Below are 25,120 nucleotides of genomic sequence, written 5' to 3' on the forward strand. Positions count from 1 at the left end.
ACGGACCCATGGCCCAGCAGCTGAGCTTTGATCTCCCGGCGAAACCGGCGCTGGGGCGGGATGATTTCTTTGTCGCGCCCTCCAATGCGATGGCGGTGGCGATGCTGGATCCCTCGTTTGCCTGGCCCGGCGGCAAGCTGGTGCTGAGCGGGCCAAAACGCTCTGGCAAAACCCATCTGGTGCATGTCTGGGCCAGCAATTCAGGCGCACAGATCATCCCCGCCTGGCAGCTGACAAAGGAAGATGTACCGCATCTGGCCGATGGGCCAATCGCGGTGGAGGATGTGCCGGATATTGCCGATTGCGCGCCCGCGCAGGACGCGTTGTTCCACCTGCACAATCTGGTGCTGGCCAATGGCCACGCGCTGATGCTGACGGGCCGCGCGGCGCCGCATCTGTGGGGCATGTCGCTGCCCGATCTGCAAAGCCGGATCGAAGGCGCGCCCCACGCGCAGCTGCAACCCCCCGATGACGCGCTGTTGTCGGTGGTATTGGCCAAGCTGTTCAATGATCGCCAGATCACCCCGAAACCGGATGTGATCCCCTATCTGGTGGCCCATATGGACCGGTCGTTTGCTGCCGCCTCGCAGATCGTGGAGGAGCTGGATCGCCTCTCCCTCACCGAAGGGCGGATGGTATCGCGCATGCTGGCGGTGGAGCTGATGTCCGATCGCCCTGCCCGGCCAATGCCGACACCGGCAGAGGTCCCGGCAGAGGCGCGCACCACCGCAGAGACAGATCCGAAATCAGATGCCGCAGATGCCGCCCGCCCTGCCGCATCCGGCGATTGACCCGCGCCCTGCGATCCCCCATCCTGACGACACGTAACGGAGCCAACATGCACGTGACACCGGAGCCTGCCACCGCCGATTGGGGGCCATTTGAGCGCCCCTTGTTTGACGATCCGGGCGCCCGCGCGCTGTCGCGGGTGGGGGTTGTCGACGTCGGCTCCAACTCGGTGCGGATGGTGATTTTTGACGGTGCAGCCCGCAGTCCGGCCTATTTCTACAATGAGAAAATCATGTGTGCGCTGGGGGCTGGTCTGTCTGAGACCGGTCGCCTGAACCCTGAAGGGCGCGCCCGTGCGCTCTCGGCGCTGCGCCGGTTTCAGCATCTGGCGGAGGGCATGGACATGCCGCCGCTCTCCGTGGTGGCCACTGCTGCGGTGCGCGACGCCAGCGACGGGCAGGAGTTCTGCGATGAGGTGCTGCGCGACACCGGGCTGAAAATCCATGTCATCGACGGTCAGGAAGAGGCGCGCCTCTCCGCACAGGGGGTCCTTCTGGGCTGGCCCGGATCTTATGGTCTGGTCTGCGATATCGGCGGCTCCTCCATGGAACTGGCAGAGATCCATGATGGCGAGGTCGGCAAACGCGTGACCTCCTCCCTTGGCCCGCTAAAACTGCGCGATATTCCCGGCGGCAGACGGGGCCGCAAGGCGCATATCACCGAGGTTATGGAAGGCTTGCGCGCCGAGATGGGCCAGCAGAACGACCGGCTGTTTCTGGTCGGCGGCAGCTGGCGGGCGATTGCGCGGATTGACATGGCGCGGCGGGGCTATCCGCTGCGGGTGCTGCATGAATACCGCATGAACGCGCAGGACGTGCGCGAAACCCTGCGCTATATCGAGACCCATGATCTGGACGCGTTACGCAGCGAATGTGGTATCTCCACCGCGCGGATGTCGCTGGTGCCCTATGCCGCCGATGTGCTGTCACGGCTGGTCAAGACCTTCAAACCCAAGGATATTGCCGTCTCCAGCTATGGGATCCGCGAAGGGCTGTTGTATGAGCAGATGCCGCAGCGGCTGCGCAACCGGGATCCGCTGATCGAGGCCAGCCGCTTTGCCGAGAAGAAGGACGCTCGCATCCCAGGCTTTGGCCGCACGCTCTATGAATTTGTGTCGCCCCTGTTCAAAGCCTCCGATCATGCGAAAACCCGGTTGGTCAAGGCTGCCTGCCTGCTGCATGACGTCAGCTGGCGCGCCCACCCCGACTACCGCGCCGAGGTCTGTTTCGACAATGCCACCCGCGCCAATCTGGGCGGGCTGAAGCATTCCGAACGGGTGTTTCTGGGTCTCGCGCTGCTGCACCGCTATCGCAACAAACGACAGGGCACGGCGTTTGAATACCTCTATGATCTGTTGGATGAGCGCGGCAAGAAAGAGGCCGAGATCCTTGGCAAGGCGATGCGGTTTGGCGCCATGCTGATGGTCAGCAAGGATGGCGACATCGGCAAGCTGGTCTGGCAACCGCGCAAGAAACATCTGCTGCTGGAACTGCCGCGCGAGGCAGAGCCGCTGTTTGGCGAGGTGGCCGAGGCGCGACTGACCTCCCTCGCCCGCTCGTTGGAGGCGGAAGTGCGGGTGAAGATCCGCAAGGGCACCCCGGCACCCTAAAGGTCTGTTGTGCCCTCGGGCAAACCCTCATCCTGCTGCCCTTCGGGCGTGGCATCCGGTGTTTCATCCGGGGTGGTTTCCGGCTTTCGGCGCATGATGATATCGCCATTGGGCAGGATTTCGGGTCGTTCATAGACGCTCCAATCCTCAACCTTGTTCGCGATCTCGGCCAGCGCGGGGCCCATTTCGGACAGGAACCCTTGCAGGCTTGGCCCAAAGTCATCCGCCAGCGCCTGTAAATCATCAAGTGCCGGGGCCATTTCCTGACGCAGCCCTTCCCAGAACAGTTCTGCCCCGCGCTGCATCAGGCTGCTGCCTTCGTCGTTCTGTGTCGGCGCAGTGTCCGCCTGTGCGGCTGGCGCCAGCGGCAGCATCAACAGCCCAGCCAACGCCAAAGCGCCGCGCAGCTGCGGTGTCATTCGGACCCAAGACCTCATGTGATTGCTCCCTTATCGCTGAACAGGCATCATCTGCTGCCAATATAGGTGAAACACGTCTGGATTGAATAGGCGCGGTTCAGTCGGCATGCGCGACGTGTTGCGGCGCAGCGGACCACCGTCACTCCAGTTCCAGATCAAGACTGACCGGGAAATGATCCGAAGCTGCCAGCAGCGCCTCGCGCAGCGCCACGTCTTCATAACAGGTGGCATCCTCAAACGGATGCCAGATCCGCCAATTGCCTGCCGGTTGGCGTAGCCGGGAGGACACCATGATATAATCGAGCAAGGCACTGAAATAACGTTTATTTGCCTTGTCATAGAAACGCGCGGAACTGGGCATCACCCGCAGCCGGGGCTGCAGCAGGCTTTGGGCGTTGGGATCGTAAAGATCGCTCTCCATCACGATCTCCACCGAGGAGCGGTTGAACAGCTGCTCATATTGATCCAGCCCCGGCCCATCGTTGAGATCGCCCATCACCACGACATCCCGCCCCTCGGCCAAAAGCTGCTCAACCCGGCGGCGCAACCAGATCGCCTGCGCCAGTTGCTTGCGCCGGTTCGCAATCGACAGGGTGACTGCATGATCATCAGAACGCGCACCATGCGGGGCCTTTGACTTCAGATGGGCGCCAATCAGCGAGACCTCGCGGCCGCTCTGCGTGGTCACGGTCAACTCCAGCGGCGGTTTGGAAAACCGCACCGCGTCTTTCTGAGCATCGACATCCAGATCGATATGAAACACGCCATCAAACCGCGGCGCCTCTGTGCTTTCCCGCGGCGTATGGGCCACCGTCAGCACGTCGGGGTCGTAGAGAAAGGCAATCTCCTGCTGGGTGTCATTGGCAAAGCCGATCACCGCCTTGGTACTGCGCAAACCAGCCTCCTGCGCGAAATACTCCAGTGCGCGCAGGGTTTTGCGGCGGGTGCTGGTATCCGGCGCCTCAATCACCATGATGCCATCGGCGTCCAGATGTTTGAACACCTGCGCCAGCGCGCGGGTCTGGCCCACCCGATCAACCCCGTGGCGGCCCGACGTACCACCATCCATCAGCAGCGTGTCGTCATTACCAAACAGCGAGGAGAACCATTCAACGTTATAGGTGACGAGCCGCATGGCCACCGCATCCGTTGATTTCGTCCCAGGCACGGTTGATGTCGATCATCCGCTTTTCAGCCAGGCGCACCGCCTCCTCGGGCACACCACGCGCCATCATGGAATCAGGATGGGTTTCGCGCACCAGTTTCCGCCAATGCTTGCGGATCTCATCGCGTGGCATATCCGGGGACACGCCCAGCACGGTGAAGGGATCACGCGGCGCATCGGCCACGAACCGCGCGCGCAGGGCCATGAACTGTTGTTCGCTCTGGCCGAAGATACGGCTGACCTCTGACAGGAATTCGTTTTCGCCGGGATGATAAAACCCATCCGCCATGGCGATGTGAAACAGCCCCTCCATCAAATCGCACAGCGTCTGGGGATCATTGGCAAACATCTTCTGAATGCGGGCGGCATAGTCCTGATAGCCCGCGATATCAGTCCGCGCGAGGTCAAAGACCCGCGCGGCCCCGGCCTCATCCTCGGCGGCGATCTGAAACACCTCACGAAAGGCGGTGACCTCATCACGGGTGACCTGCCCGTCCGCCTTGGCCATTTTGGCGCCAAGCGCGATCACCGCAATGGCAAAGGCAACACTGCGTTCCGGCGGCGCGCGCAGACTGTCGAACACCTCGGAGAGGCTCTGACCGGAGGCCAGCGCAGAGAGCGCTTCGGTGATGCGGGTCCAGAGTGACATAAGGGCAGACTATCGCGGTTTGGCTGGGCTGTCAGCGGCCCCAACCTCTTTGGGGGAGAGAATTTTCTGCATCAGGACCAGATCGAGCCACCGGCCCCATTTGTAGCCTACCTGAGGCATCCGCCCCACCTCGGCAAAGCCCATGGCGGCGTGAAAGGCCAGGCCCACTGCGTTTACGGCGCTGATGCCTGCGACAAGCACGTGAATGCCATCGCGGCGCGCAACCTCTTCAATAGCGGCCATTAGCGCCCGCCCCGCCCCCCGGCCCCGCGCGGTGTCACTGAGGTAGATCGTGTGCTCACCGCTGCGCGCATAGCCGGGGCCGCTGCGAAAGGTACCAAGACTGATATAGCCGAGGATCTCACCCGCCTCCTCCGCCACCTGCATATGCGGGCCTTTTACGGTGATGTCAGCCGCGACCTCTGCCGCCGTCTTTTCATCCGTGGTGAAGGTGATCAGCGTGTCGCGAATGATCTGATTGGTGATCGCGGCGATGGCGCTGGCATCTGCCGGGCGCGCCTGTCGGACATTCATCGCAGCACCCTTGGCCCATGGGGGGTGTCAAATTCTGCCTCGAACCCGGCCGGGCCGCGGTGGATCTCTACCCGCGGATCATCAAGCGGCAGCGCCATGCTGCCCGGATGTGACAGATGCAGACGGCGCAGGGTGCAGCCCTGCTGGGTGAGTGCGTCAGCAGGATGGGGGCTGTGCCACTGCATCAGCGCTGGGAACATATTGTCGAAGGGGAGAACGCCATCCGCAGGCACCGCCATTTGCCAGCGCAGATTGCCGCGTTGCAGATCAACGATCTCGCCTGCCCCCTGCGGGGCGTTGTCCAGCGCCGCGGCCAGATCATCGCAGCGGCAGATCCAGTTGGTGATCCGCGCAGGCCCCGCACGGCGATCCAGATCGAACCAGCGCGGGCTGCGCTGCGGTGTCGCGGCGGGGTCAATGGCAATGGCTTCAAGGTAGAGCCCATCGGCTAGGCCAAGGAGCCGGTTGTGCGTGCCAAAGACCGCATGGCTGCCGCCGGGTTGCATCGGCACGCCAAGGCTGTCTTCGACATGGGCGACGGCCGCGTCCAACGTGTCTGCGGCCACGGCCAGATGATCAAGCTCCATGACGTCTCCCCCTTGTTCCTGCGGATCATGCTGCGGGGAGACTAGCCTGCAGGGGCACAGGCGCAAGCGGGAAAGAAACACACCCGCCCCGGCAGTCCGGGACGGGTGTGTCATTGCCCAAACGGTAGGCAGATCAGGCAGATCAGCTCTGGCGGATCAGTTTCAGGATGTCCTGCGCCGCCTCGGGGATGTTGGTGCCGGGGCCAAAGATTGCCTTGACGCCATTGTCATAGAGGAACTGGTAGTCCTGCTGCGGAATGACCCCGCCGCAGATCACGATGATATCCTCTGCGCCCTGCTCCTTCAGCGCCTTGACCAGCTGCGGGGCCAGCGTTTTGTGACCCGCCGCCTGTGACGAGATCCCGACCACATGCACGTCATTGTCGATGGCGTCCTGTGCGGCCTCATCCGGGGTCTGGAACAGCGGGCCGACATCGACGTCAAAACCGATATCGGCAAAGGCTGTGGCGATCACCTTGGCGCCGCGGTCGTGACCGTCCTGACCCATCTTGACCACCAGAAGACGCGGGCGACGGCCCTCTGCCTCGGCAAAGTCTTCGATGGATTTCTGAATGGCGGCAAAGCCTTCGTCGCCCTCATACGCGGCACCATAGACCCCGGCGAGGGTTTTGACCTCGGCGCTATGGCGGCCGAATTCCTTTTCCATTGCCATGGAGATCTCTCCGACTGAGGCGCGCGCACGCGCAGCTTCGACAGCGGCGGCGAGAAGGTTGCCGCCTTCCTTTGCGACGCGGGTCAGATTGTCCAGCGCGGCCTCGCAGGCGGCGTTGTCACGGTCTGCGCGCAGGGTTTCGAGACGGGCGATCTGGCTTTCACGGACGGCAACATTGTCGACATCCAGAATGTCGATCGGGTCTTCCTTCTCCTTGCGGTATTTGTTGACGCCGACGATCACCTCTTCGCCGCGATCGATCATCGCCTGACGTTTGGCGGCACTTTCCTCGATGCGCAGTTTCGGCATCCCGGAAGCGACAGCCTTGGTCATGCCGCCCATCTCCTCGACCTCTTCCATCAGCGCCCAGGCCTTTTCCACCAGCTCATTGGTGAGGCTTTCGACATAGTAGGAGCCGGCCAGCGGATCGACCACATTGGTGACGCCGGTTTCCTCCTGCAACACCAGCTGGGTGTTGCGGGCAATGCGGGCGGAGAAATCGGTGGGCAGCGCGATAGCTTCGTCCAGCGCGTTGGTGTGCAGGGATTGCGTGCCGCCCAGTACCGCCGACATCGCCTCATAGGCGGTGCGGATCACGTTGTTATAGGGATCCTGTTCCTGCAAGGAGACGCCCGAGGTCTGACAGTGGGTGCGCAGCATCTTGGAGCGGTCGTTCTGCGCGCCAAAATCGGTCATCACACGATGCCAGAGCGTCCGGGCGGCGCGCAGTTTGGCGATTTCCATGAAGAAATTCATGCCAATGGCGAAGAAGAACGACAGACGGCCTGCGAATTTATCGACATCCATGCCCGCCTCCATCGCAGCGCGCACATATTCGCGCCCGTCCGCAAGGGTATAGGCCAGCTCCTGCACGAGGTTCGCGCCCGCCTCCTGCATGTGATAGCCGGAGATCGAGATGGAGTTGAACTTCGGCATCTCATTCGAAGTGTATTCGATGATGTCCGAAATGATCCGCATCGAGGGTTCGGGCGGATAGATATAGGTGTTGCGGACCATGAACTCTTTCAGAATGTCATTCTGAATGGTGCCTGCCAGCAGTGATCTGTCATGGCCCTGCTCCTCGCCCGCGACGATGAAGTTGGCCAGGATCGGGATCACCGCGCCGTTCATGGTCATGGAGACCGAGACCTGATCCAGCGGGATGCCGTCAAACAGGACCTTCATGTCCTCGACACTGTCGATGGCCACGCCGGCCTTGCCGACATCACCGACAACGCGGGGGTGATCGCTGTCGTAACCACGGTGCGTGGCAAGATCGAACGCGACTGAGACGCCCTGCTGACCGGCGGCGAGGTTGCGGCGGTAGAAGGCGTTGGATTCTTCAGCGGTGGAGAAGCCCGCATATTGGCGGATGGTCCAGGGGCGGCCTGCGTACATCGTGGCCTTCACCCCGCGGGTAAAGGGGCCAAAGCCGGGCAAGGTGCCCATATGGGGCAGATCTTTGGTATCCGCTTCAGTATAGAGCGGTTTGACATCAATACCTTCCAGCGTGTTCCAGGTCAGCGCGTCCAGCGGGCGGCCGCGCAGTTCCTTTTCAGCCAGAGCCCGCCAATCGTCGGTTTTGGTCGTCATCGGAAGTTCCTCTTGTCAGGTCGTAGGGGGGCGGGTTCGAGCCCACCGCGTGTTTGTCAGGGTCGCGCATCAGCTCTGCCAGACCATCGGCGCCGCCTTGCAGCCACATCAGATCGTCGGCGTAGCGCTCGCGCAGCGCTGCGGATTGAATGTCGGAAAACGGGCTCCAACGGCCCTCCCCGCGCGGCAGATCGCGGGCCACATTGGCGGCCAGGCGGTGGCGCAGGGTCGGCAGCCCGTCGGAACGGTTGAGCCGATCGGAGAGAGAGACCCGCGCCAGACGTGGACCGGCAAGCAGGGCCAGCTGTACCTCGGGGCGGTCGCCATAGGTTTCATAGGGCATCACCCGGATGCGGGCATTGGGCATTGCGCAGGCGATATCGGTGATGACGTCGCGCCAGCTGCGCGGATGGGCGGCGATCTGGCCCAGCACCGCAGCCGAGGGCAGCGGGTGCCCATTGGCCACCATCTGGGTCAGCAGGGAGGTCCAGAAGCGATCCGGGCTGCGCAGATTCAGCATCACATCGCGCACCTGCCCGTCAAAGGCGGCATCAAAGCGGGCAAGACGCACGCCGATCCCGGCATAGATCTGGCGTTGCTGCAAAAGGTCATGGGCGCCGCCCATCAGATCCGTGTCACTGATCAGTAGGCGTTGGGCGCCGGCGGCGGCCTCTGTTGCGATGCGTAGCCGCAGACGGCCTCGCGCGCGGGTTGCCAGATCACGACCGGTGACCGGCACAGGACCGGGTTGGATGCCATGCAACAGCCCATCGCGGGTTTGCTCTGGCCCCCAGATCGCAAGCCCATCCTGCCGCAGCCGCGCCGCGTGATGGGCGAGGAAGCCCTGAAAATACCCCGTCGCGCAGCGATGCGCGCCGATATGTAGCATGATATCCATAGCCAGTGTCGTCCCGATGGTGGCGTCGCGCAGGGCAGACAGCCGGGTTTGCAGAGGCCAAGAGCGTGCCACAGGGAGGCTGACGATGCGGTTAATGCGCCGTGTGCGGCTGTTGCAGTGGCGCGCTTTTTTTGCCCCGAGCGCAGGATTCCCCATCGCAATTACCGGGATGGGGCATATATTCATCGCTACAGGAGAGCTGATGAAACACTTGTTTGTCTTTGGAAAAAACCGTTTTGGACTAGCCGAACCGCGGATTGGATCGGCTGGGATACTGGGGCTGGCGGCTCTGCTTGCCATGGGGCTGCCGTCTGCAGGCCTAGCACAACAGGCTGCCGCTGCTGCCGCGGAGGACGCCGGGGTCATGACGGAAGAGACCACATCGCCTGGGGCAAGCGACGCCGAGGCGCTGGCAGAGGTTGCGGATCCGCCTGCCGACCCGCTGGTGCAATTGGTGCGACCCGGCGCCAGTGTTGATCTCGATGAGCTGATGTGGCTGCATCGGCCCATCGTGGTGTTTGCCGACAGCCCTGCTGATCCACGCTTCCACGAACAAATGGAGCGGTTGGCGGACGGGGCCGAGGCCTTGCTGGAGCGGGATGTCGTCGTGCTGACCGATACCGACCCCGGCGTGAAATCTGCGCTGCGCAAAAAGCTGCGGCCAAGGGGGTTCATGCTGGTGCTGATCGGCAAGGATGGCGGCGTCAAACTGCGCAAACCGCAACCCTGGACCGTGCGCGAGCTGAGCCGGACAATTGACAAATTCCCCTCCCGCCTGCGCGAGGTGGAGGAGCGGCGCGGCAGCTGATCAGGCACGGTCCGCTGCAGGCTGGTGCCGCGGTTGCGGGTGCCGCTGCAACTTGAGTGCCAAGCGCCAAGAAGAGAGCGACGGCGCATCACGCCCCCCCGCCCTGCGCGTAAAACAGGCGTCGGTTGCTGCGACCCACCACCGCCATAAAACGGGCGCGCGGTTCATAAATCAACACAGATGTGGGATCGAGGAGCGCCAAGAGATAAGCGCGGCTGACCTCCTCCAGCATGCAGTCCTTACCAACGATGCCGGCTGCAAAAATGCCGTTGCCGCGGCCCTGATCCATCGTCATCACCTGAACCGAGACCATATTGGGCGACAGGCCGTCGACCTCAAAGGCGACGGGTCGGTTTTTGTCGAGGTGGCGCAGCCCCGCGCGGATCGACCGCGCCTTGGTCAGCAGCGATGAAATGCGGGTCGCCTTCACCTCAAACACGCCTGCAGCGCAGTTGCGGCGGGAGAAGTAATACTGCGTCTCCCCCAGCTGCACCCAATCGCCAACGGCGGCACGGGCCGCCGCCTCATCTTGCAAGGCGCAGCCCGCCAGCCCCGAAAGGGCCAGCGCCACACAGGCGACACGCGCCAGTTTGTGATATGACTGCACCGACATCATGTGGTGTTATTCGAATTCCATGATCACTTCGTCAACGGCGAGGCTGTCACCAGCGGCGGCGTTGATCGCGCTGACCACGCCTTTCCTCTCGGCGCGCAGGATATTCTCCATTTTCATCGCCTCAATCGTGCAAAGCGCCTGACCTTCCTGCACCTCATCGCCGACTTCGACCTCCAGTTTCACCACCAGTCCCGGCATCGGGCAGAGCAGCAGCTTGGAGGTATCGGGGGCGATTTTTTCCGGCATCAGCTTGGCCAGTTCGGCCTGACGCGGGGTGCGGACATGGACCTTCAGATCGGCCCCACGCGAGCGGATGCGGAAGCCGCCGGAGATCTTGCCAACTTTGACCACCAAGCTGTCATCGCCGACGGTCAACCGCGCCAGCTGGTCGCCGGGCGTCCAGTCGGAGGCGACGCGCAGCGCGCTGCCATCGTCAAAGCGCACGGTGGAGCCGTCACGATCCGCATCTACCGTTACGTTGAAGGCGACATCCTGAAGAGTCACAACCCAGTCGCTGCCGACCTTGCGTTCGTGATTGTCCATCCGCCCAGATACGCGGGTGCGGCGGATTTCCGCAACCCGGTGCATGGCGGCGGAGGCGGCTGCAATCTTGCGCAGATCCTGTTCCGGCAGCTCGACCCCGTTGAAGCCCTCAGGATACTGCTCCTCGATGAAGGCGGTGGTCATGGTGCCCGCGATGAAGATCGGGTGATCCATCACCGCGCTGAGGAACGGCAGGTTGTGGCCAATCCCCTCAACCTCAAACCCATCGAGCGCATCCCGCATTGCCGCAATCGCCGCCTCGCGGGTGGGACCCCAGGTGCAGAGTTTGGCGATCATCGGATCGTAATACATCGAGATTTCGCCGCCTTCAAAAACGCCAGTGTCATTGCGCACAGCAAGCTCACCGGCCGGGGCATCCCCCTGCCATTTGCCGCTGTCATGCAACGGGCCTGCGGCAACCTCCTGCGGCGGACGATAGCGGGTCAGACGCCCGATGGAGGGCAAGAACCCCCGATAGGGATCTTCAGCGTAAAGGCGGTTCTCAATGGCCCAGCCGTTCAGCTTGACGTCGTTCTGGGTGATCGACAGCGGTTCCCCCCCGGCGATGCGGATCATCTGTTCGACCAGATCGACACCGGTGATCAGCTCGGTCACCGGGTGTTCCACCTGAAGACGGGTGTTCATTTCCAGGAAATAGAAATTCTTCTCGCCATCGACGATGAATTCCACGGTGCCGGCGGAGGCATATCCCACAGCCTTCGCCAGCGCCACGGCCTGTTCCCCCATGGCGCGGCGGGTGTCTTCATCCAGGAACGGCGACGGCGCCTCTTCCACCACTTTCTGGTTGCGGCGCTGGATCGAACATTCCCGCTCCCCCAGATAGATGCCATTGCCATGGGCGTCGCAGAGCACCTGAATTTCGATGTGGCGCGGTTGCGTCACAAATTTCTCGATGAAAATCCGGTCATCACCAAAGGAATTCGCCGCCTCGTTTTTGGAGGACTGGAAACCTTCGCGGGCTTCCTCGTCGTTCCAGGCGATCCGCATCCCCTTGCCACCGCCGCCAGCGGAGGCCTTGATCATCACCGGATAACCGATCTCATTGGAGATTTTCACTGCCTCATCGGCGTCGGCAATCAACCCCATGTAACCAGGAACGGTGCTAACACCTGCCTCCTGCGCGATTTTCTTCGAGGTGATCTTGTCACCCATGCTTTCAATCGCGCCGACCGGCGGGCCGACAAAGGCGACGCCTTCAGCGGCCAGCGCCTCGGCGAATTTGGCGTTTTCCGACAGGAAACCATAGCCCGGATGCACCGCCTGCGCGCCGGTTGCGCGGATCGCCTCCATCACCTTGTCGATGACGATATAGGACTGGTTGGCGGGCGGCGGGCCGATATGGACGGCTTCATCCGCCATCTTCACATGCAGGGACTGCTTGTCGGCGTCCGAATAGATGGCAACGGTCTTGATGCCCATCTTGCGGGCGGTCTTGATGACGCGGCAGGCGATCTCGCCCCGGTTGGCGATCAGGATCTTCTCAAACATTGGCTGTCCCTTGTCTTCGGTGTCTTCCGTGAGGCGCGAGGACATGCCCCGCCACGGTCTTGGCTTCGTCGGAGCACAAAAAAGGCCACGCCGGAGAGATCTCCGGGCGCAGCCTTTGTGCGGTGATGGATATGCGGTTCTGGCGCATGCCCACGCGGGGCAAGCGGTCAGACGTCAGACCTGCCTGCGGGCAAGCGGCCTTAGCACTTGCGCGGATTTTCCTTGCAGTAGATGACATTGGCGGCGGCACCAACAGCTGCACCTGTGACCAGATTGCCGTTGAGAAGCGCCGAGCCAACCGCGCCGGCGCCGGCGCCATAGACGACCTGTTCGCCCGTGGTATCGCCACAGGCGGCAAGTGTGGTGCAGAGGCCAAAGGCCGCAAGGATGAGTTTTGCCTGCATGGGGGTGATCCTTCGTTGTGTGATCCAAGCTCTGCACAACTGTTTGCAGCCCCCCGAACAGGAGGCAAGGATATCCGATCTGCATCAAGAGGATGCGCAGAAGCCTGCCAAACACTGGGGGGCAATTGGCAAGCTTCCGCCTTTGCATCCAAGGAAAAAATGGGCAGGCCGCGATTGGGGGGGCAAACCTGCCCTTCCAGGCGAAGGGGCTGGATCAGATGCACGACAGGCTGACCTGTCTTTTTCAGATTGCCTCCAGCCCGGCGCAGAAACATCCCCAGAATTACAAACCACGCGGATTTGGCGAGAAGTCGCGCAAACTGGAAAGTCCCGTGCAAAATTACGCCGAAATCAGCCCAAAAAGGCCTATTTGACCGCCAGTTAGTGTCACCGCCCCGCAGTCCGACGGGCCACTTTATGGCCCTTAAGACAGGCAGATCCGTGGACGACGCCAGCAACAGATTCGCCGGGTTCCTGTCGTCACCACCGTGCCGCAACCGCCCCACATGGCGGTCACAGCAAAGAGGGCTATGCAGGATCCCGGCCGACATCCTAACGGGCGCATCCGTCGAAAACCTCGGGAAAGGACAACTGGGCGGCATCGACGTCGATGACCAGCAGTGCCTCATAGCTTTCGGGATCAAACGGGTCTTCAGCCGCGATCACCTCGCGGCCAAACAGCCAGCTGAGACGGCCCGCATCCAGATTGCCCCGTTCAAAAGGCTGATCGCCAAAGCAGTCCCAAAGCGCCTGCATGAATCCGGCATCGGCACGCCGGTCCGCCGGACGGCGGTCACGAAACCGCTCGCGCCTGGTGATTGGCGTGACCCCTTTGGGGTTGGGTCGACGAATGATGAATTGAAAATCGGTGCCCGGCAGACGACCGGGGAAGCCGCGGTGTTTTAGCATGATGGTGCCTCCGATCCGGCACCCCGCGGGACGGTGGAGTCCGGCCGCAGGGCCGGACCCCTGTAGTGATTACTTGTATTTGCCGGTGTAGACCGGCTCAGCCGAAATCGGCTCGGGCTCGACAACGACGTATTCTTCTTCCTGCTGTGCGCAGGCTGCGGCGGCTGCAAGCAGGCCCGCGAGGGCAACGAGTTTGATGCTTTTGGACATTTCTGTCTCCCAATTGTGTCTTTGAAACCTGCGCGGGCCACGGCCGGCGCCTGCCTCATCCTCAAATAACAGATCACACGCATGTGATCCGGCGCGAGAATAGCCGAGATGCGCACCGTTTCACATCCCAAAGCCGAACACGGCGGCAGTTCGCAGGATAAAGCTGCAAAAAAGCGCCAGTTTTCAGCCTTGATCGGCGTATTTGTGACGCCGGGAGCGACCGGCGCCGGATGCAACGACCGGAGGTCTCCGGCGCGAATATCCGGTGGCAGACAGGAGATCATCAGAAGGCCTCCCAGATGCAGCTGTCACCTTCGGGGCGGTAGCTTTCGAAGAATTGGGTTGCGGCGGCATCCGCCTCGCCAAAGGGCACTGCACGGTCCGACAGCGAAATCACCACGCGGGCGGGCGCCAGCTGATGCTGCTGCAGGTAGGCCAAGGCAAGTGTCTGGCAGAGGTGGTCCATATCCGGTGCCGCCTGTTCGTAGCTAATTACGGCGAGATCGCGTGCGATCTGTGGCGCCAGAAAGCGGAAGCGCACCCAGAGTTCGCCAGTGGCTTCATCCAGAAGCACCTCATGGAGATCGACGCTCTGCCCCGAGGGCACATCAAAGGGACCAGCATCCGCCTGCCCCGCAGTGCCAAGGCACAGGGCCAACGCAATCAGAGAGGCGCAGGAAACAGATGTGATGACAGGCCCAATACCGCAGCCCCGACCCCAAAAACGATGGGCTCCTCCTGTCGGGGCTGCAGGCGCTGCACACGCGGTGCGCGCTGTCCGATATGAGCTGGCGCGGATCATGGGGCAGATTCGGTTCCGGTGTCAAACAAAGACGCAAATGTGGGCGCTAACGCATGTGGTCGCTCAAATTGATCGCATTTTGCGAACAATCCACCCTGATTGCCGAGGATTGGTTCCAGACCCCTGATTTCCCACAGGCTTTCCCCGCCATCGCGGCAGCATATCCCGGCAAATCGTGGCGTTGACATCAGGGTTGCATCCTCATCTCCCCTCGCAACCAAGGCGATATTTACCTTTGGCCGCAAGGGTCTGGGTTCAGGAATTCCGGAATGGTCCGGACCTCAAAGAGGGATATTGTCGTGTTTCTTCCACGGGTTTTTCAGCTGCTTGCCCCGCAGCGACGCAAAGGCGCGGCTGACGCGTTTGCGGGTGGATTGCGGCATGATCACCTCGTCGATGAAGCCGCGTTCCGCCGCCACAAACGGATTGGCAAAGCGCTCCTCGTAGTCCTTCGTATGCTCGGCAATCTTGTCTGCATCCGCGAGGTCGGCGCGGTGAATGATCTCGGTCGCTCCTTTGGCGCCCATCACCGCGATTTCCGCGGTCGGCCAGGCATAGTTGAAATCGCCGCGCAGATGTTTGGACGCCATCACGTCGTAAGCGCCGCCATAGGCCTTGCGGGTAATGACGGTCACTTTGGGCACGGTCGCCTCACCATAGGCAAAGAGCAGTTTCGCGCCATGTTTGATGACACCGCCGTATTCCTGGCTGGTGCCCGGCAGGAATCCCGGCACATCCACAAGCGTCAGGATCGGGATCTCGAAACAATCACAGAAGCGGACAAACCGTGCAGCCTTGCGGCTGGAATCGATGTCGAGGCAGCCCGCCAGAACCATCGGCTGGTTGGCGACAACTCCCACGGTCTGCCCCTCAAGGCGGATGAACCCGGTGATGATGTTTTTGGCGAAATCTTCCTGAATTTCGTAGAAATCCCCCTCGTCCGCGACTTTGTGGATCAGTTCCTTCATGTCGTAGGGCGTGTTGGGATTCTCTGGAATCAGAGTGTCGAGCGAGGTCTCAACGCGGCCCGGCTCATCAAAGAAGGGGCGCACCGGCGGTTTTTCGCGATTGTTCAGCGGCAGGAAGTCGACCAGTCGGCGGACCTCTGCCAAGGCTTCTACATCGTTTTCGAACGCCCCATCGGCCACCGAGGACTTCTTGGTGTGGGTCGAGGCCCCGCCCAGTTCTTCGGCTGTCACGACCTCATTGGTGACGGTCTTCACCACGTCGGGGCCGGTCACGAACATGTAGGATGTGTCTTTCACCATGAAGATGAAATCGGTCATCGCGGGGGAGTAGACCGCGCCGCCGGCACAGGGGCCCATGATGACGGAAATCTGTGGCACCACACCGGAGGCCATGATGTTGCGCTGGAACACTTCGGCATATCCGGCGAGCGAGGCGACGCCCTCCTGAATGCGCGCACCACCGGAATCATTGATACCAATGACCGGCGCGCCATTCTGCACCGCCATATCCATGATCTTGCAGATCTTTTGCGCGTGGGTCTCCGACAGGGAGCCGCCGAACACGGTGAAATCCTGGCTGAAAACATAGACCATCCGGCCATTGATGGTGCCCCAGCCAGTGACCACGCCATCGCCCGCGGGGCGTTGGTTTTCCATGCCGAAATCGGTGCAGAGGTGCGCCACGAACATATCGAATTCTTCGAAACTACCCTCGTCCAACAGCAGCTCGATCCGCTCGCGCGCGGTCAGTTTGCCGCGCCCGTGCTGGGCGTCGATCCGCTTTTGTCCGCCACCCAGTCGCGCTGCGTTGCGACGGTCTTCGAGCTCGGAAAGGATATCTTTCATGGCCATGCCCCCTGTTGAATTTCAGGCGACCATAAACGCTGAACACGCGAAGCCAAAGGCAATAATGGCAAATTTGCAAAGCATTTGCGTAGAAGCTTCGCTAATTTGCAAATCAGCACAGAACCGCGCAGAGACGGCCGAAGCGGCGGGCGTTCTTGATGTGCTGACGGATGTGCTCGTATCACCGGGGTCGACTAACGGAAACGGAACACCCCCCATGTTACAACCTTCCCAGATCATCCAAGCCATGCAGTTCGACGGGTTCTACACCCGCAACCCGGTCAACACCGACAATGCACCCCGCCTCACCATCACTTATCAGTTCGCGGGCAATTCCGCGCCGGGCGACCTGCCCACCGGCTCGAACTACTCCGGCTGGCAAAATTTCAGCGCCGCAGAGAGAGCCGCCTTCGCTGAGGCTTTCGACCATATCGAGACCTTCCTCAACGTCGATTTTGTCGAGGTCCAAGGCTCCAGTGATCCGGACCTCAACCTTGGCTCGGTAACGATACCGGGCAGCACCGTCGGCATCGGCGGCTACAGCATGAGCTACCGCGGCGATGACATTACCCGCTGGGATGGCTATGCGGTGTTTGATAACACATTGGATATGTCACAGGACAATCGCGAGAGCCTGATCCTGCATGAACTGGGACATGCTCTTGGCCTGCAGCACACCCATGATTCAAACCTACCCGAAGACTATGACAGCAACCTCTATTCTGTGATGTCCTACCGTGAAAACCCCCTGAACGGCCAGGACAGCGATGCAATGATGCTGTTTGATGTGCTGGCACTGCAGGACATCTGGGGGGCTGCGGATTTCAACACCGGCAACACCACGTATCGCGGATCGCGCACGGATACCGTGGATGTGGTTTGGGACACCGGAGGGACGGATACCTTCAACGCCAGCGACCGCACCACTGCGGTGGCGCTGGACCTGCGAGAGATGCATTTCTCCAGCTTTGATGCCGACAGTGATGTGACCATTGCCGAGGGGGTCACCATTGAGAATGCCATCGGCGGCCGCGGACGTGATCGCATCACCGGCAATGATGCAAGCAACCGGCTGGTGGGCGGCGGCGGGCGCGACACGCTGCGTGGCGACGGCGGCAATGACGCGCTGAACGGCAACAGCGGTGTGGATCTGCTGGTCGGCGGAGGCGGCAATGACCGGCTGAACGGCGCTGGCGGCAATGACCGATTGGTGGGCAACAGCGGCGCGGATCTGTTCATCTTTGCCCGCAAGGGCGGCAATGACACCATCCGCGATTTTCAGGATGATATCGACACCCTGCGGATCGTGGGCCACGGCAGCAAAGCGGATGTGCTGGCCCGCGCCAGTGAGGTGGGGGACGATCTCTACTTTGACCTTGAAGGCAACCACAGCATCACCCTGCGCAATATGACGCTGGATCAAATCAGCGACGATCTGCTGGTCTGAGGCCACTAAATATGGACAATCGCCGCGGTGTGACCTAACTCGTTCACATGCGAACCATTCCGCGGCGATTTCTGGACCGCCGGTCCAACCCAAATATCGGCACGCTGATCCTGCTATCAGGACTGTCGGCGCTGGCGATGAATATCTTTCTGCCCTCCCTTCCTGGGATGGCACGGTATTTTGATGCTGATTATAGTCTCATGCAGTTGTCGGTCGCGCTCTACCTCGCGGTGAGCGCGGTGGTCCAGATCGTTGTCGGACCGATATCGGACAAATTGGGACGGCGCCCGGTGATCCTCTGGGGGGTGGCGCTGTTCCTTCTGGCAACGCTGGGCTGTCTTTACGCGCCCTCGGCCGAGATTTTCCTGTTGTTCCGGATGTGCCAGGCGATCGTTGCCTCGGCTATGGTGCTGAGCCGCGCCGCCGTGCGCGACATCTATGACAGCGATCAGGCCGCCAGCATGATCGGCTATGTCACCATGGGCATGGCCGTTGTGCCGATGATCGGCCCGATGATTGGCGGAGCACTGGAGGAAACCATCGGCTGGAAGGCGAACTTCTGGCTGTTGATGGCGCTGGGTGCTGGCACATTTGCGATCGCCTATCTGGATCTGGGCGAAACCGCGCGCAAGAGTGGCAAGACGCTGATGGCGCAGTTCCGTGAATACCCGGAATTGCTGCGGTCGCCGCGATTCTGGGGCTATTCGCTGGCCTCAGGCCTGTCGTCAGGGGCGTTTTTCGCCTACCTCGGCGGCGCGCCCTTTATGGGGACGCAGGTCTATGGGCTGTCGGCGGCGCAGCTTGGGGTCTATTTCGCCTCCCCCGCTGTTGGCTATTTCGCCGGCAATTTCCTGTCCGGGCGCTACTCTGTGCGAATTGGTCTTAATCAGATGGTGCTTTGGGGCTGCCTGATCAACGGGGTTGGCGTCGCGCTGTCGCTGGGACTGGCACTGGTGGGGGCCGACAGCGTTTATTCCTTCTTCGGGTTCATGACCTTTGTCGGGCTGGGCAACGGTATGGCGATCCCCAATGCCACGGCGGGTGCCATTTCTGTGCGCCCACATCTGGCGGGGACGGCCTCTGGCCTGGCAGGGGCGATTATGATTGGGGTGGGCGCGGGTCTCAGCGCTTATGCCGGCTATCTGCTGGTGCCCGGTTCAACCCCGGTGCCCCTGCTGGCGATCATGCTGGGGACCGCCGTTCTGGGCTTCGTCTCGATCCGGGTGGTGATCCGTCGCGAGAAATCATTGGGTATCTGAACCGGGTATCTGAAAGGAGCCGTTCCGCAGCCGGGGCGCTCAACACCTCAGTCCAGCCCCCCCTATTGCGCCAATTGATTTGCAATTCTACAATTGCGACACCCTAAGTTTGCAAAGGTAGCTCACATGGCGCAACAGAAACTCTATGCCGGGGCCAAGCTGCGGGAAATGCGGCTGCGCCTGTCGCTGACACAAAAAGAGTTTGCCGCCAAACTGGGCGTCTCCCTGCCCTATCTCAATCAGATGGAAAACAACAACCGGCCGGTGTCGACAACTGTGGTGCTGGCGCTGGCGCAGGAATTTGGGCTGGACGTGACGGAGCTGTCTGCCGGCGACAGTGAGCGGCTGGTCAGTGACATGCGCGAAGTGATGGCCGATCCTGTCTTTGCCGATGACACGCCCCCGATGGCGGATCTGCGGCTGACGGCTTCCAACGCACCAGCCTTGGCGCGGGCGCTGCTGACCCTGCACCGTGCCTATCGGCAGACCCATGAGCGGCTGGCCTCTCTGGATGAGGCGTTGGGGCGGGAGGATGCGCGCATTCAGGCCTCCCCTTGGGAAGAGGTGCGCGACTTTTTCCATTATTGTGACAACTATATCGACGCGGTCGACCGCGCGGCAGAGAATTTCTGCGGGCGGCTGGATGCGCGCAGCGCGGCAATCGCGGCGCTGGATCAGGCCGGGATCAGCGTGGTGTTCGGCGATATCGACGGGCTGCGCAAATTTGATCCGGCGGGAAAGGTGCTGCGACTGTCCAACCGGGCTTCGCCGCAGACACAGCTGTTTCAGCTGCTGTTGCAGGTGGCACTGCTGCATCAGAATGACCTCTTGGAGGCGACGCTGGATTTTGCAAAATTCCACAGCGACGCGGCCCGTTCCATTGCCAAGATCGGGTTGGCCAATTACTTCGCCGGGGCGGCGATGATGCCCTATCGGCAGTTTCTGGAAGCGGCGGTCGAATGCCGCCACGATCTGGAACTTCTCTCCACGCGCTTTGGCGCCTCAATCGAGCAGGTGGCCCACCGGCTGTCGACGCTGCAGCGCCCCGGTGCCAAGGGGGTGCCGTTTTTCTTTGTCCGGGTGGATCAGGCGGGCACAATCACCAAGCGCCACTCGGCCACCAGATTGCAATTCGCCCGTTTCGGCGGCGCCTGTCCCTTATGGAATGTGCACCGCGCGTTTGAAACGCCGGGGCGGTTCCTACGGCAGCTGGCAGAGACGCCGGATGGGGTGCGCTATATCTCGCTGGCGCGGGATGTCTCGAAACCCGGCGGCTCCTTTGGCTCACCGGTGCGCCGCTATGCCATCGCGCTGGGATGTGAGGTGCGCCACGCCGATGCGCTGGTCTATGCCGATACGCTGGATGTGAGCCAGGACAGCGCCTATGAACCGATCGGGATCTCCTGCCGCATTTGCGAGCGGCGCGACTGTCATCAGCGGTCGGTGCCACCGCTGGAACGTCGGCTGAGCATCGACACCGACCAACGCGGCGTGCTGCCCTATGAGGTGAGCTGACCGTGTCGGCTGCGACACAATTCCTTACAGAAGGACGTTGCTAAGGGGTTCGCAGGGGCCCTGGTCCCCGGGTGGCGCAGCGGCCTCCACACAAGACAGGCAGATCAGCCGCGCAGCCGGGTCAGAAGTGTGGACACTAAGGAGGCCTTCCGGGGCGGCTCCACAACATCTGGATGGCTGATATCCTCAGCGGTCAGGACCCGGCGCACAGCCGCCAGAATTTCGGCATCGCTGTCAGTCCCAGCGGTTCCGTGCATGTCCTCACCAAAAACAGTCTGGCAGCTCTGTTCCATCTGGCGTCTCCTCAACTCTGACCGCTTCGGCAATGATCCGCGCCGAAGCCCATTCGTTTGCTGTGTCGAGACTATACGAAAGCGTGGGAGATCACCCTATTTTGCCTCAAATTTGATGAAATTTGGTTAATCTTCGCGGTGCGGCGGAAACAGTCACCCCCTATTGCTGCATTGTTTCCATAACTCGCGCAGCCGTGGCGTGCTGGGTCTGTTTTCCGCAGGCTTCATGACCAATAGGGCCCCTTCGTTGAACCGTCAGAATTGCCGCCTCCAAAACAAAAGGGCGCCCGAGGCGCCCCTCCGTGCTGTATTTTCGACAGAGTTCACGCCCTGGACAGAATGCCCCAGATTTCATCCTTCAGTGCGGCGCGCTGTTTGCGCAGGCCGGTTTCGACCTCGGCGCTGACCGGTTCCACATTGGTTTCCGCACGATGCACCGCGCGGTTCACCGCGTGATACTCATCTGAAAGTTTGGCAAAATGCGCGTCAGATTGTTTCAGCTGGCTGATCTGCACGGTTTTATCGGGGAATTCTTCGGCCAGCTCATGCGGGGTGTTGGACATCTGTTCGCTCCTTTTTCTCAGCGTCAGCCAGAGCTTAAGGCGACGGTCGGCCAGCCACTTTGACTCGGATCAAACGCCGGGCGGCAGCGCATAAAAAAGACGCCCGCGCAACATTGTGCAGCGGGCGTTTCAGGGATCGTTACCAAGGGCGATCGTGATACCGGGATCGCCGTACAGTGGTTAGCGCTGTGAGCCTTCCCAATTCGGGTTGAACCAGGGCTCCGCATTGGACGACGGCAGGCGGCGGCCCAGAATATGGTCAGAGGCCTTCTCGCCGGTCATGATCGAGGGGCCATTGAGGTTACCATTGGTGATCCGGGGAAAGATCGAACTGTCGGCAACGCGCAGTCCCTCAACCCCGATGACACGGCATTCCGGATCAACCACCGCCATCGGATCCTCCACCGCACCCATTTTGCAGGTGCCACAGGGGTGATAGGCGCTTTCAACGTGCTCTCTGATGAAGCCGTTCAGCTCTTCGTCAGACTGCAGCGCGTCGCCGGGCTGGATCTCATGTTTGACGAAGGGTTTCATCGCATCCTGCGCAAAGACTTCGCGGGTCAGGCGGACACATTTGCGGAAATCCTCCCAGTCCTTCTCGGTCGACATATAGTTGAACAGGATCTTCGGCGCGTCCTTGGGGTCGGCAGAGGCCAGCGTGACCTCCCCGCGCGAATCCGACCGCATCGGGCCGACATGGGCCTGGAACCCGTGGCCTTCAGCTGCGGCCTGCCCGTCGTAGCGCACGGCAATCGGCAGGAAGTGGTATTGGATATCCGGGTAGTCCACCCCTTTGTCAGAGCGGATGAACGCGGCGCTTTCGAACTGGTTGGAGGCCCCAAGGCCGGTTTTGGTGAAGAGCCACTGCGCGCCGACCAACGCCTTGCCGAAGAGGTTCCAGTATTTGAACAGCGTAATCGGCTGTTTGGAGGCGAACTGGAAGTAGAATTCCAGATGATCCTGCAGGTTTTGCCCGACGCCGGGGCGGTCAACCACAACCTCAATACCATGTTCGGCCAGATGTTTCGCCGGACCAATGCCGGAGAGCATCAGCAGCTTGGGCGAGTTCAGCGAAGATGCCGCAAGAATGACCTCGGCCTTTGCCCGGATCACTTCGATCTTGCCGCCGCGCTCGACCTCCACCCCAACGGCGCGCCCGTCCTCAATGACCACCTTGCGCGCCAGGGCGCGGATCATCTCGCAATTGTCGCGCTTCAGGGCAGGTTTCAAATAAGCGTTGGCAGCCGACCACCGCTGGCCCTTGTGGACCGTCATTTCCATCGGGCCAAAGCCCTCTTGCTGCTCGCCGTTGTAATCCTTGGTCACCGGATAGCCGGCCTGCTCCCCTGCCTTGACGAAGGCTGCGTGCAGCGGGTTGTCGCGGGGGCCGCGGGTCACATGCAGCGGGCCGTCGGTGCCACGCCAGTCGGGATCGCCGCCATGGCCACGGTCATCCCAGGTTTCCATGCGTTTGAAATAGGGCAGCACGTCGGCGTAGGACCAGCCCGCAGCGCCGCTGTCGGCCCAATGGTTGTAATCGCCCGCATGGCCGCGCACATAGACCATCCCGTTGATCGAGGACGACCCGCCAATCACCTTACCACGTGGGCAGACCAGCTCACGGCCCCCCAGATGCGGTTCCGGCTGGGATTTATATCCCCAGTCGTACATCGACATATTCATCGGATAACTCAGCGCGCCAGGCATCTGGATGAAGGGGCCCGCATCTGTGCCCCCGTGTTCGATGACCAGCACCGATTTCCCGGCCTCACTGAGCCGATACGCCATGGCACAGCCGGCTGATCCGGCGCCGACAATCACATAATCCGCATTCATTGCGTCTCTCCATTGCGGATTCGGGGTGGGTCAAGGATGCCTGTGGCACCGCGCCTTGGCGCGGCTTGTCCTTGAGGCATTCCGAATCTGCCTCATCATTGTTCTGGTCTGCTGAGGATGCAAAGCGCCCTCAGCAGACCTCTCAGCAACCCCTTCCCTTTTGCCCTTTTGGGCAACGGGGCGGGTGGGTGGGCGTGGCCCAAAAGGGCAATCAGAACGCCGCTTCGACGTCGCCCATGCGGACGTAGACGGATTTCACCTGGCTGAAGTGCTTGATCGCCTCTTTCGAGTTCTCGCGGCCGACGCCGGAAGCCTTCACTCCACCAAACGGCGCCTCCACCGGCGCGTCATTGTAGGAGTTGATGAAGCAGCTGCCCGCCTCAAGGTTGCCAATCACGCGGTGGGCGCGGGTGAAATCCTTGGTGAACACACCAGCCGACAGACCGAATTCGGTGTCATTGGCGCGAGCTACGACCTCTTCCTCGGTGTCGAAATCGAGGACGGACATGACCGGGCCAAAGATTTCTTCGCGTGCAATGGTCATCTCGTCGGTCACATCAGCAAAGACGGTGGGCTGGATGTAATAACCGTCCATATCCGCGCGCGCGCCGCCGCAGATCACGCGGGCGCCCTCTTCCTTGCCCTTCTCGATATAACCCAGCACGATGTTCATCTGGTTCTCGGTGACCATCGGGCCAAAGCTGGTGGCCTCATCCATCGGGTCGCCGAGGATGGCGTTGCCGGTGCGCTCGGCCAGACGGGCGAGGAATTTTTCCTTGATGCCTTTTTGCACAAACACGCGGGTGCCGTTTGAACAGACCTGGCCGGAGGAGTAGAAGTTGCCATTGATGGCACCGCCCACAGCGTTGTCGATGTCAGCATCATCAAAAATGATCAGCGGCGACTTGCCGCCCAGTTCCATGGTGACGTGCTTCATACCTGCGGCGGCGGCGGCATAGACTTTCTTGCCGGTAGGCACCGAGCCGGTCAGCGAGACCTTGTCGACGCGCGGATCAGTGACCAGCGCGCCGCCCACTTCGCCCATGCCCTGGACGACGTTGAAGACACCCGCAGGGGCACCAGCCTCGATCAGGATCTCGGCGACTTTCAAGGCACATAAGGGTGTGGTCTCGGACGGCTTAAACACCATGGAATTACCGCAGGCCAAGGCAGGCGCGCCTTTCCAGCAGGCAATTTGCGTCGGGTAGTTCCAGGCACCGATGCCCACACACAGGCCCAGTGCCTCGCGCTTGGTATAGACCCAGTCCTCGCCCAGCGGGATATGCTCACCGGTCAGCGAGGCCGCCAGACCGCCGAAGTACTCCAGCGCGTCAGCACCGGAGGTGGCGTCGGCAACCAGCGTTTCCTGCAGCGGTTTGCCGGTATCATAGGTTTCCAGCACGCTGAGATCGTGGTTGCGGTCGCGCATGATATCGGCAGCGCGGCGCAGAATGCGGCCGCGTTCGGTGCCGGTCATTTTGGCCCATTCTTTCTGGGCTGCTTTGGCGGTGGAGAGCGCCTGTTCGACGATCGCCGGAGTTGCGGCATGGACGGTGGCGATCTGCTCGCCTGTGGCGGCGTAGATCACCGGGATCGGCGTGCCGGCGGTGTCCTCGACGTATTCGCCGTTGATAAAGTGGCTGGCTTTGGGTTGTGCGGGGTGTGTCATGATTTTA

At 61.5% G+C, this 25,120-nt stretch carries 24 protein-coding genes; 6 read left to right on the forward strand and 18 right to left on the reverse strand.

Annotated features, from left to right (window positions below):
- The first annotated feature begins 8 nt into the window (after positions 1–8).
- On the forward strand, positions 9–791 hold the full coding sequence (locus tag OO25_RS10440; protein ID WP_040180002.1) for a chromosomal replication initiator protein DnaA: 783 nt from the start codon (positions 9–11) through the stop codon (positions 789–791).
- A 47-nt stretch (positions 792–838) separates the two neighbouring features.
- Entirely contained in the window at positions 839–2,398 is a 1,560-nt protein-coding gene (locus OO25_RS10445; protein WP_040180003.1) for a Ppx/GppA family phosphatase, read from the forward strand.
- Here the strand turns inward: OO25_RS10445 and OO25_RS10450 are convergent.
- From OO25_RS10450 to OO25_RS10480, 7 genes are all read right to left on the reverse strand, one after another.
- Positions 2,395–2,835 (reverse strand): hypothetical protein, encoded by a 441-nt coding sequence (locus tag OO25_RS10450; RefSeq protein WP_040180004.1) that lies wholly within the window; start codon positions 2,833–2,835, stop codon positions 2,395–2,397. The genes OO25_RS10445 and OO25_RS10450 overlap by 4 nt on opposite strands.
- 121 nt (positions 2,836–2,956) lie before the next feature.
- Entirely contained in the window at positions 2,957–3,952 is a 996-nt protein-coding gene (locus OO25_RS10455) for an endonuclease/exonuclease/phosphatase family protein (RefSeq protein ID WP_040180005.1), read from the reverse strand.
- Positions 3,933–4,631, reverse strand: a complete 699-nt coding sequence (locus OO25_RS10460; RefSeq protein WP_040180006.1) for a molecular chaperone DjiA — start codon at positions 4,629–4,631, stop codon at positions 3,933–3,935. Before OO25_RS10460 ends, OO25_RS10455 begins: the two co-directional genes overlap by 20 nt.
- A gap of 9 nt (positions 4,632–4,640) precedes the next feature.
- The gene (locus OO25_RS10465) at positions 4,641–5,165 is read right to left on the reverse strand and encodes a GNAT family N-acetyltransferase (protein ID WP_040180008.1); all 525 of its coding nucleotides are present in this window, start codon (positions 5,163–5,165) and stop codon (positions 4,641–4,643) included.
- Positions 5,162–5,752 carry a VOC family protein gene (locus tag OO25_RS10470; protein WP_040180011.1) on the reverse strand — a complete coding sequence of 197 codons (591 nt, stop codon included), beginning with the start codon at positions 5,750–5,752 and terminating at the stop codon, positions 5,162–5,164. Before OO25_RS10470 ends, OO25_RS10465 begins: the two co-directional genes overlap by 4 nt.
- Positions 5,753–5,894: 142 nt before the next feature.
- Positions 5,895–8,018, reverse strand: coding sequence for a methylmalonyl-CoA mutase (scpA, locus tag OO25_RS10475; RefSeq protein WP_040180012.1), 2,124 nt, complete (start codon positions 8,016–8,018; stop codon positions 5,895–5,897).
- Complete coding sequence (locus OO25_RS10480; RefSeq protein WP_242407022.1) at positions 7,981–8,988, reverse strand: hypothetical protein; 1,008 nt, start codon at positions 8,986–8,988, stop codon at positions 7,981–7,983. The genes scpA and OO25_RS10480 overlap by 38 nt, the downstream gene beginning before the upstream one ends.
- Before the next feature lie 130 nt (positions 8,989–9,118).
- Between OO25_RS10480 and OO25_RS10485 the strand changes: the two genes are divergently transcribed.
- Complete coding sequence (locus OO25_RS10485; protein WP_040170450.1) at positions 9,119–9,724, forward strand: DUF4174 domain-containing protein; 606 nt, start codon at positions 9,119–9,121, stop codon at positions 9,722–9,724.
- An 88-nt stretch (positions 9,725–9,812) separates the two neighbouring features.
- Here the strand turns inward: OO25_RS10485 and OO25_RS10490 are convergent, their stop codons facing one another.
- From OO25_RS10490 to OO25_RS10520, 7 genes are all read right to left on the reverse strand, one after another.
- The gene (locus OO25_RS10490; RefSeq protein WP_242407023.1) at positions 9,813–10,337 is read right to left on the reverse strand and encodes a hypothetical protein; all 525 of its coding nucleotides are present in this window, start codon (positions 10,335–10,337) and stop codon (positions 9,813–9,815) included.
- Positions 10,338–10,346: 9 nt separating this feature from the next.
- The gene (locus OO25_RS10495; protein ID WP_040180290.1) at positions 10,347–12,392 is read right to left on the reverse strand and encodes an acetyl/propionyl/methylcrotonyl-CoA carboxylase subunit alpha; all 2,046 of its coding nucleotides are present in this window, start codon (positions 12,390–12,392) and stop codon (positions 10,347–10,349) included.
- Positions 12,393–12,592: 200 nt separating this feature from the next.
- Entirely contained in the window at positions 12,593–12,796 is a 204-nt protein-coding gene (locus OO25_RS10500) for a hypothetical protein (RefSeq protein ID WP_040170447.1), read from the reverse strand.
- Positions 12,797–13,348: 552 nt separating this feature from the next.
- Complete coding sequence (locus OO25_RS10510; protein ID WP_040180017.1) at positions 13,349–13,705, reverse strand: hypothetical protein; 357 nt, start codon at positions 13,703–13,705, stop codon at positions 13,349–13,351.
- Between the two features lie 69 nt (positions 13,706–13,774).
- Entirely contained in the window at positions 13,775–13,915 is a 141-nt protein-coding gene (locus OO25_RS22960; protein WP_014880466.1) for a hypothetical protein, read from the reverse strand.
- 283 nt (positions 13,916–14,198) lie between these two features.
- Positions 14,199–14,573 (reverse strand): DUF6497 family protein, encoded by a 375-nt coding sequence (locus OO25_RS10515; protein WP_242407024.1) that lies wholly within the window; start codon positions 14,571–14,573, stop codon positions 14,199–14,201.
- Between the two features lie 425 nt (positions 14,574–14,998).
- Complete coding sequence (locus OO25_RS10520) at positions 14,999–16,531, reverse strand: acyl-CoA carboxylase subunit beta (RefSeq protein WP_040180020.1); 1,533 nt, start codon at positions 16,529–16,531, stop codon at positions 14,999–15,001.
- A 217-nt stretch (positions 16,532–16,748) separates the two neighbouring features.
- On the opposite strand from OO25_RS10520, the gene OO25_RS10525 reads away from it, so the two are divergent.
- The 3 genes from OO25_RS10525 (at position 16,749) to OO25_RS10535 (ending at position 20,752) form a co-directional block, all read left to right on the forward strand.
- The gene (locus OO25_RS10525) at positions 16,749–17,978 is read left to right on the forward strand and encodes a M10 family metallopeptidase (protein ID WP_242407025.1); all 1,230 of its coding nucleotides are present in this window, start codon (positions 16,749–16,751) and stop codon (positions 17,976–17,978) included.
- Positions 17,979–18,025: 47 nt separating this feature from the next.
- On the forward strand, positions 18,026–19,237 hold the full coding sequence (locus tag OO25_RS10530; protein WP_040180024.1) for a multidrug effflux MFS transporter: 1,212 nt from the start codon (positions 18,026–18,028) through the stop codon (positions 19,235–19,237).
- Between the two features lie 126 nt (positions 19,238–19,363).
- Complete coding sequence (locus OO25_RS10535) at positions 19,364–20,752, forward strand: short-chain fatty acyl-CoA regulator family protein (protein WP_040170434.1); 1,389 nt, start codon at positions 19,364–19,366, stop codon at positions 20,750–20,752.
- Between the two features lie 104 nt (positions 20,753–20,856).
- Here the strand turns inward: OO25_RS10535 and OO25_RS10540 are convergent, their stop codons facing one another.
- The 4 genes from OO25_RS10540 to betB form a co-directional block, all read right to left on the reverse strand.
- Positions 20,857–21,045: a hypothetical protein gene (locus tag OO25_RS10540; protein WP_040180026.1), complete on the reverse strand. Its 189-nt coding sequence runs from the start codon at positions 21,043–21,045 to the stop codon at positions 20,857–20,859.
- Positions 21,046–21,368: 323 nt separating this feature from the next.
- On the reverse strand, positions 21,369–21,608 hold the full coding sequence (locus tag OO25_RS10545; protein WP_040180027.1) for a YdcH family protein: 240 nt from the start codon (positions 21,606–21,608) through the stop codon (positions 21,369–21,371).
- A gap of 180 nt (positions 21,609–21,788) precedes the next feature.
- Positions 21,789–23,444: a choline dehydrogenase gene (gene betA, locus OO25_RS10550; RefSeq protein WP_040180030.1), complete on the reverse strand. Its 1,656-nt coding sequence runs from the start codon at positions 23,442–23,444 to the stop codon at positions 21,789–21,791.
- 211 nt (positions 23,445–23,655) lie between these two features.
- Entirely contained in the window at positions 23,656–25,113 is a 1,458-nt protein-coding gene (betB, locus tag OO25_RS10555; protein ID WP_040180032.1) for a betaine-aldehyde dehydrogenase, read from the reverse strand.
- Positions 25,114–25,120 lie beyond the last annotated feature (7 nt).

The organism is Phaeobacter sp. S60 (genome assembly GCF_000826845.1).
Taxonomy (GTDB): Bacteria; Pseudomonadota; Alphaproteobacteria; order Rhodobacterales; family Rhodobacteraceae; genus Phaeobacter; species Phaeobacter piscinae.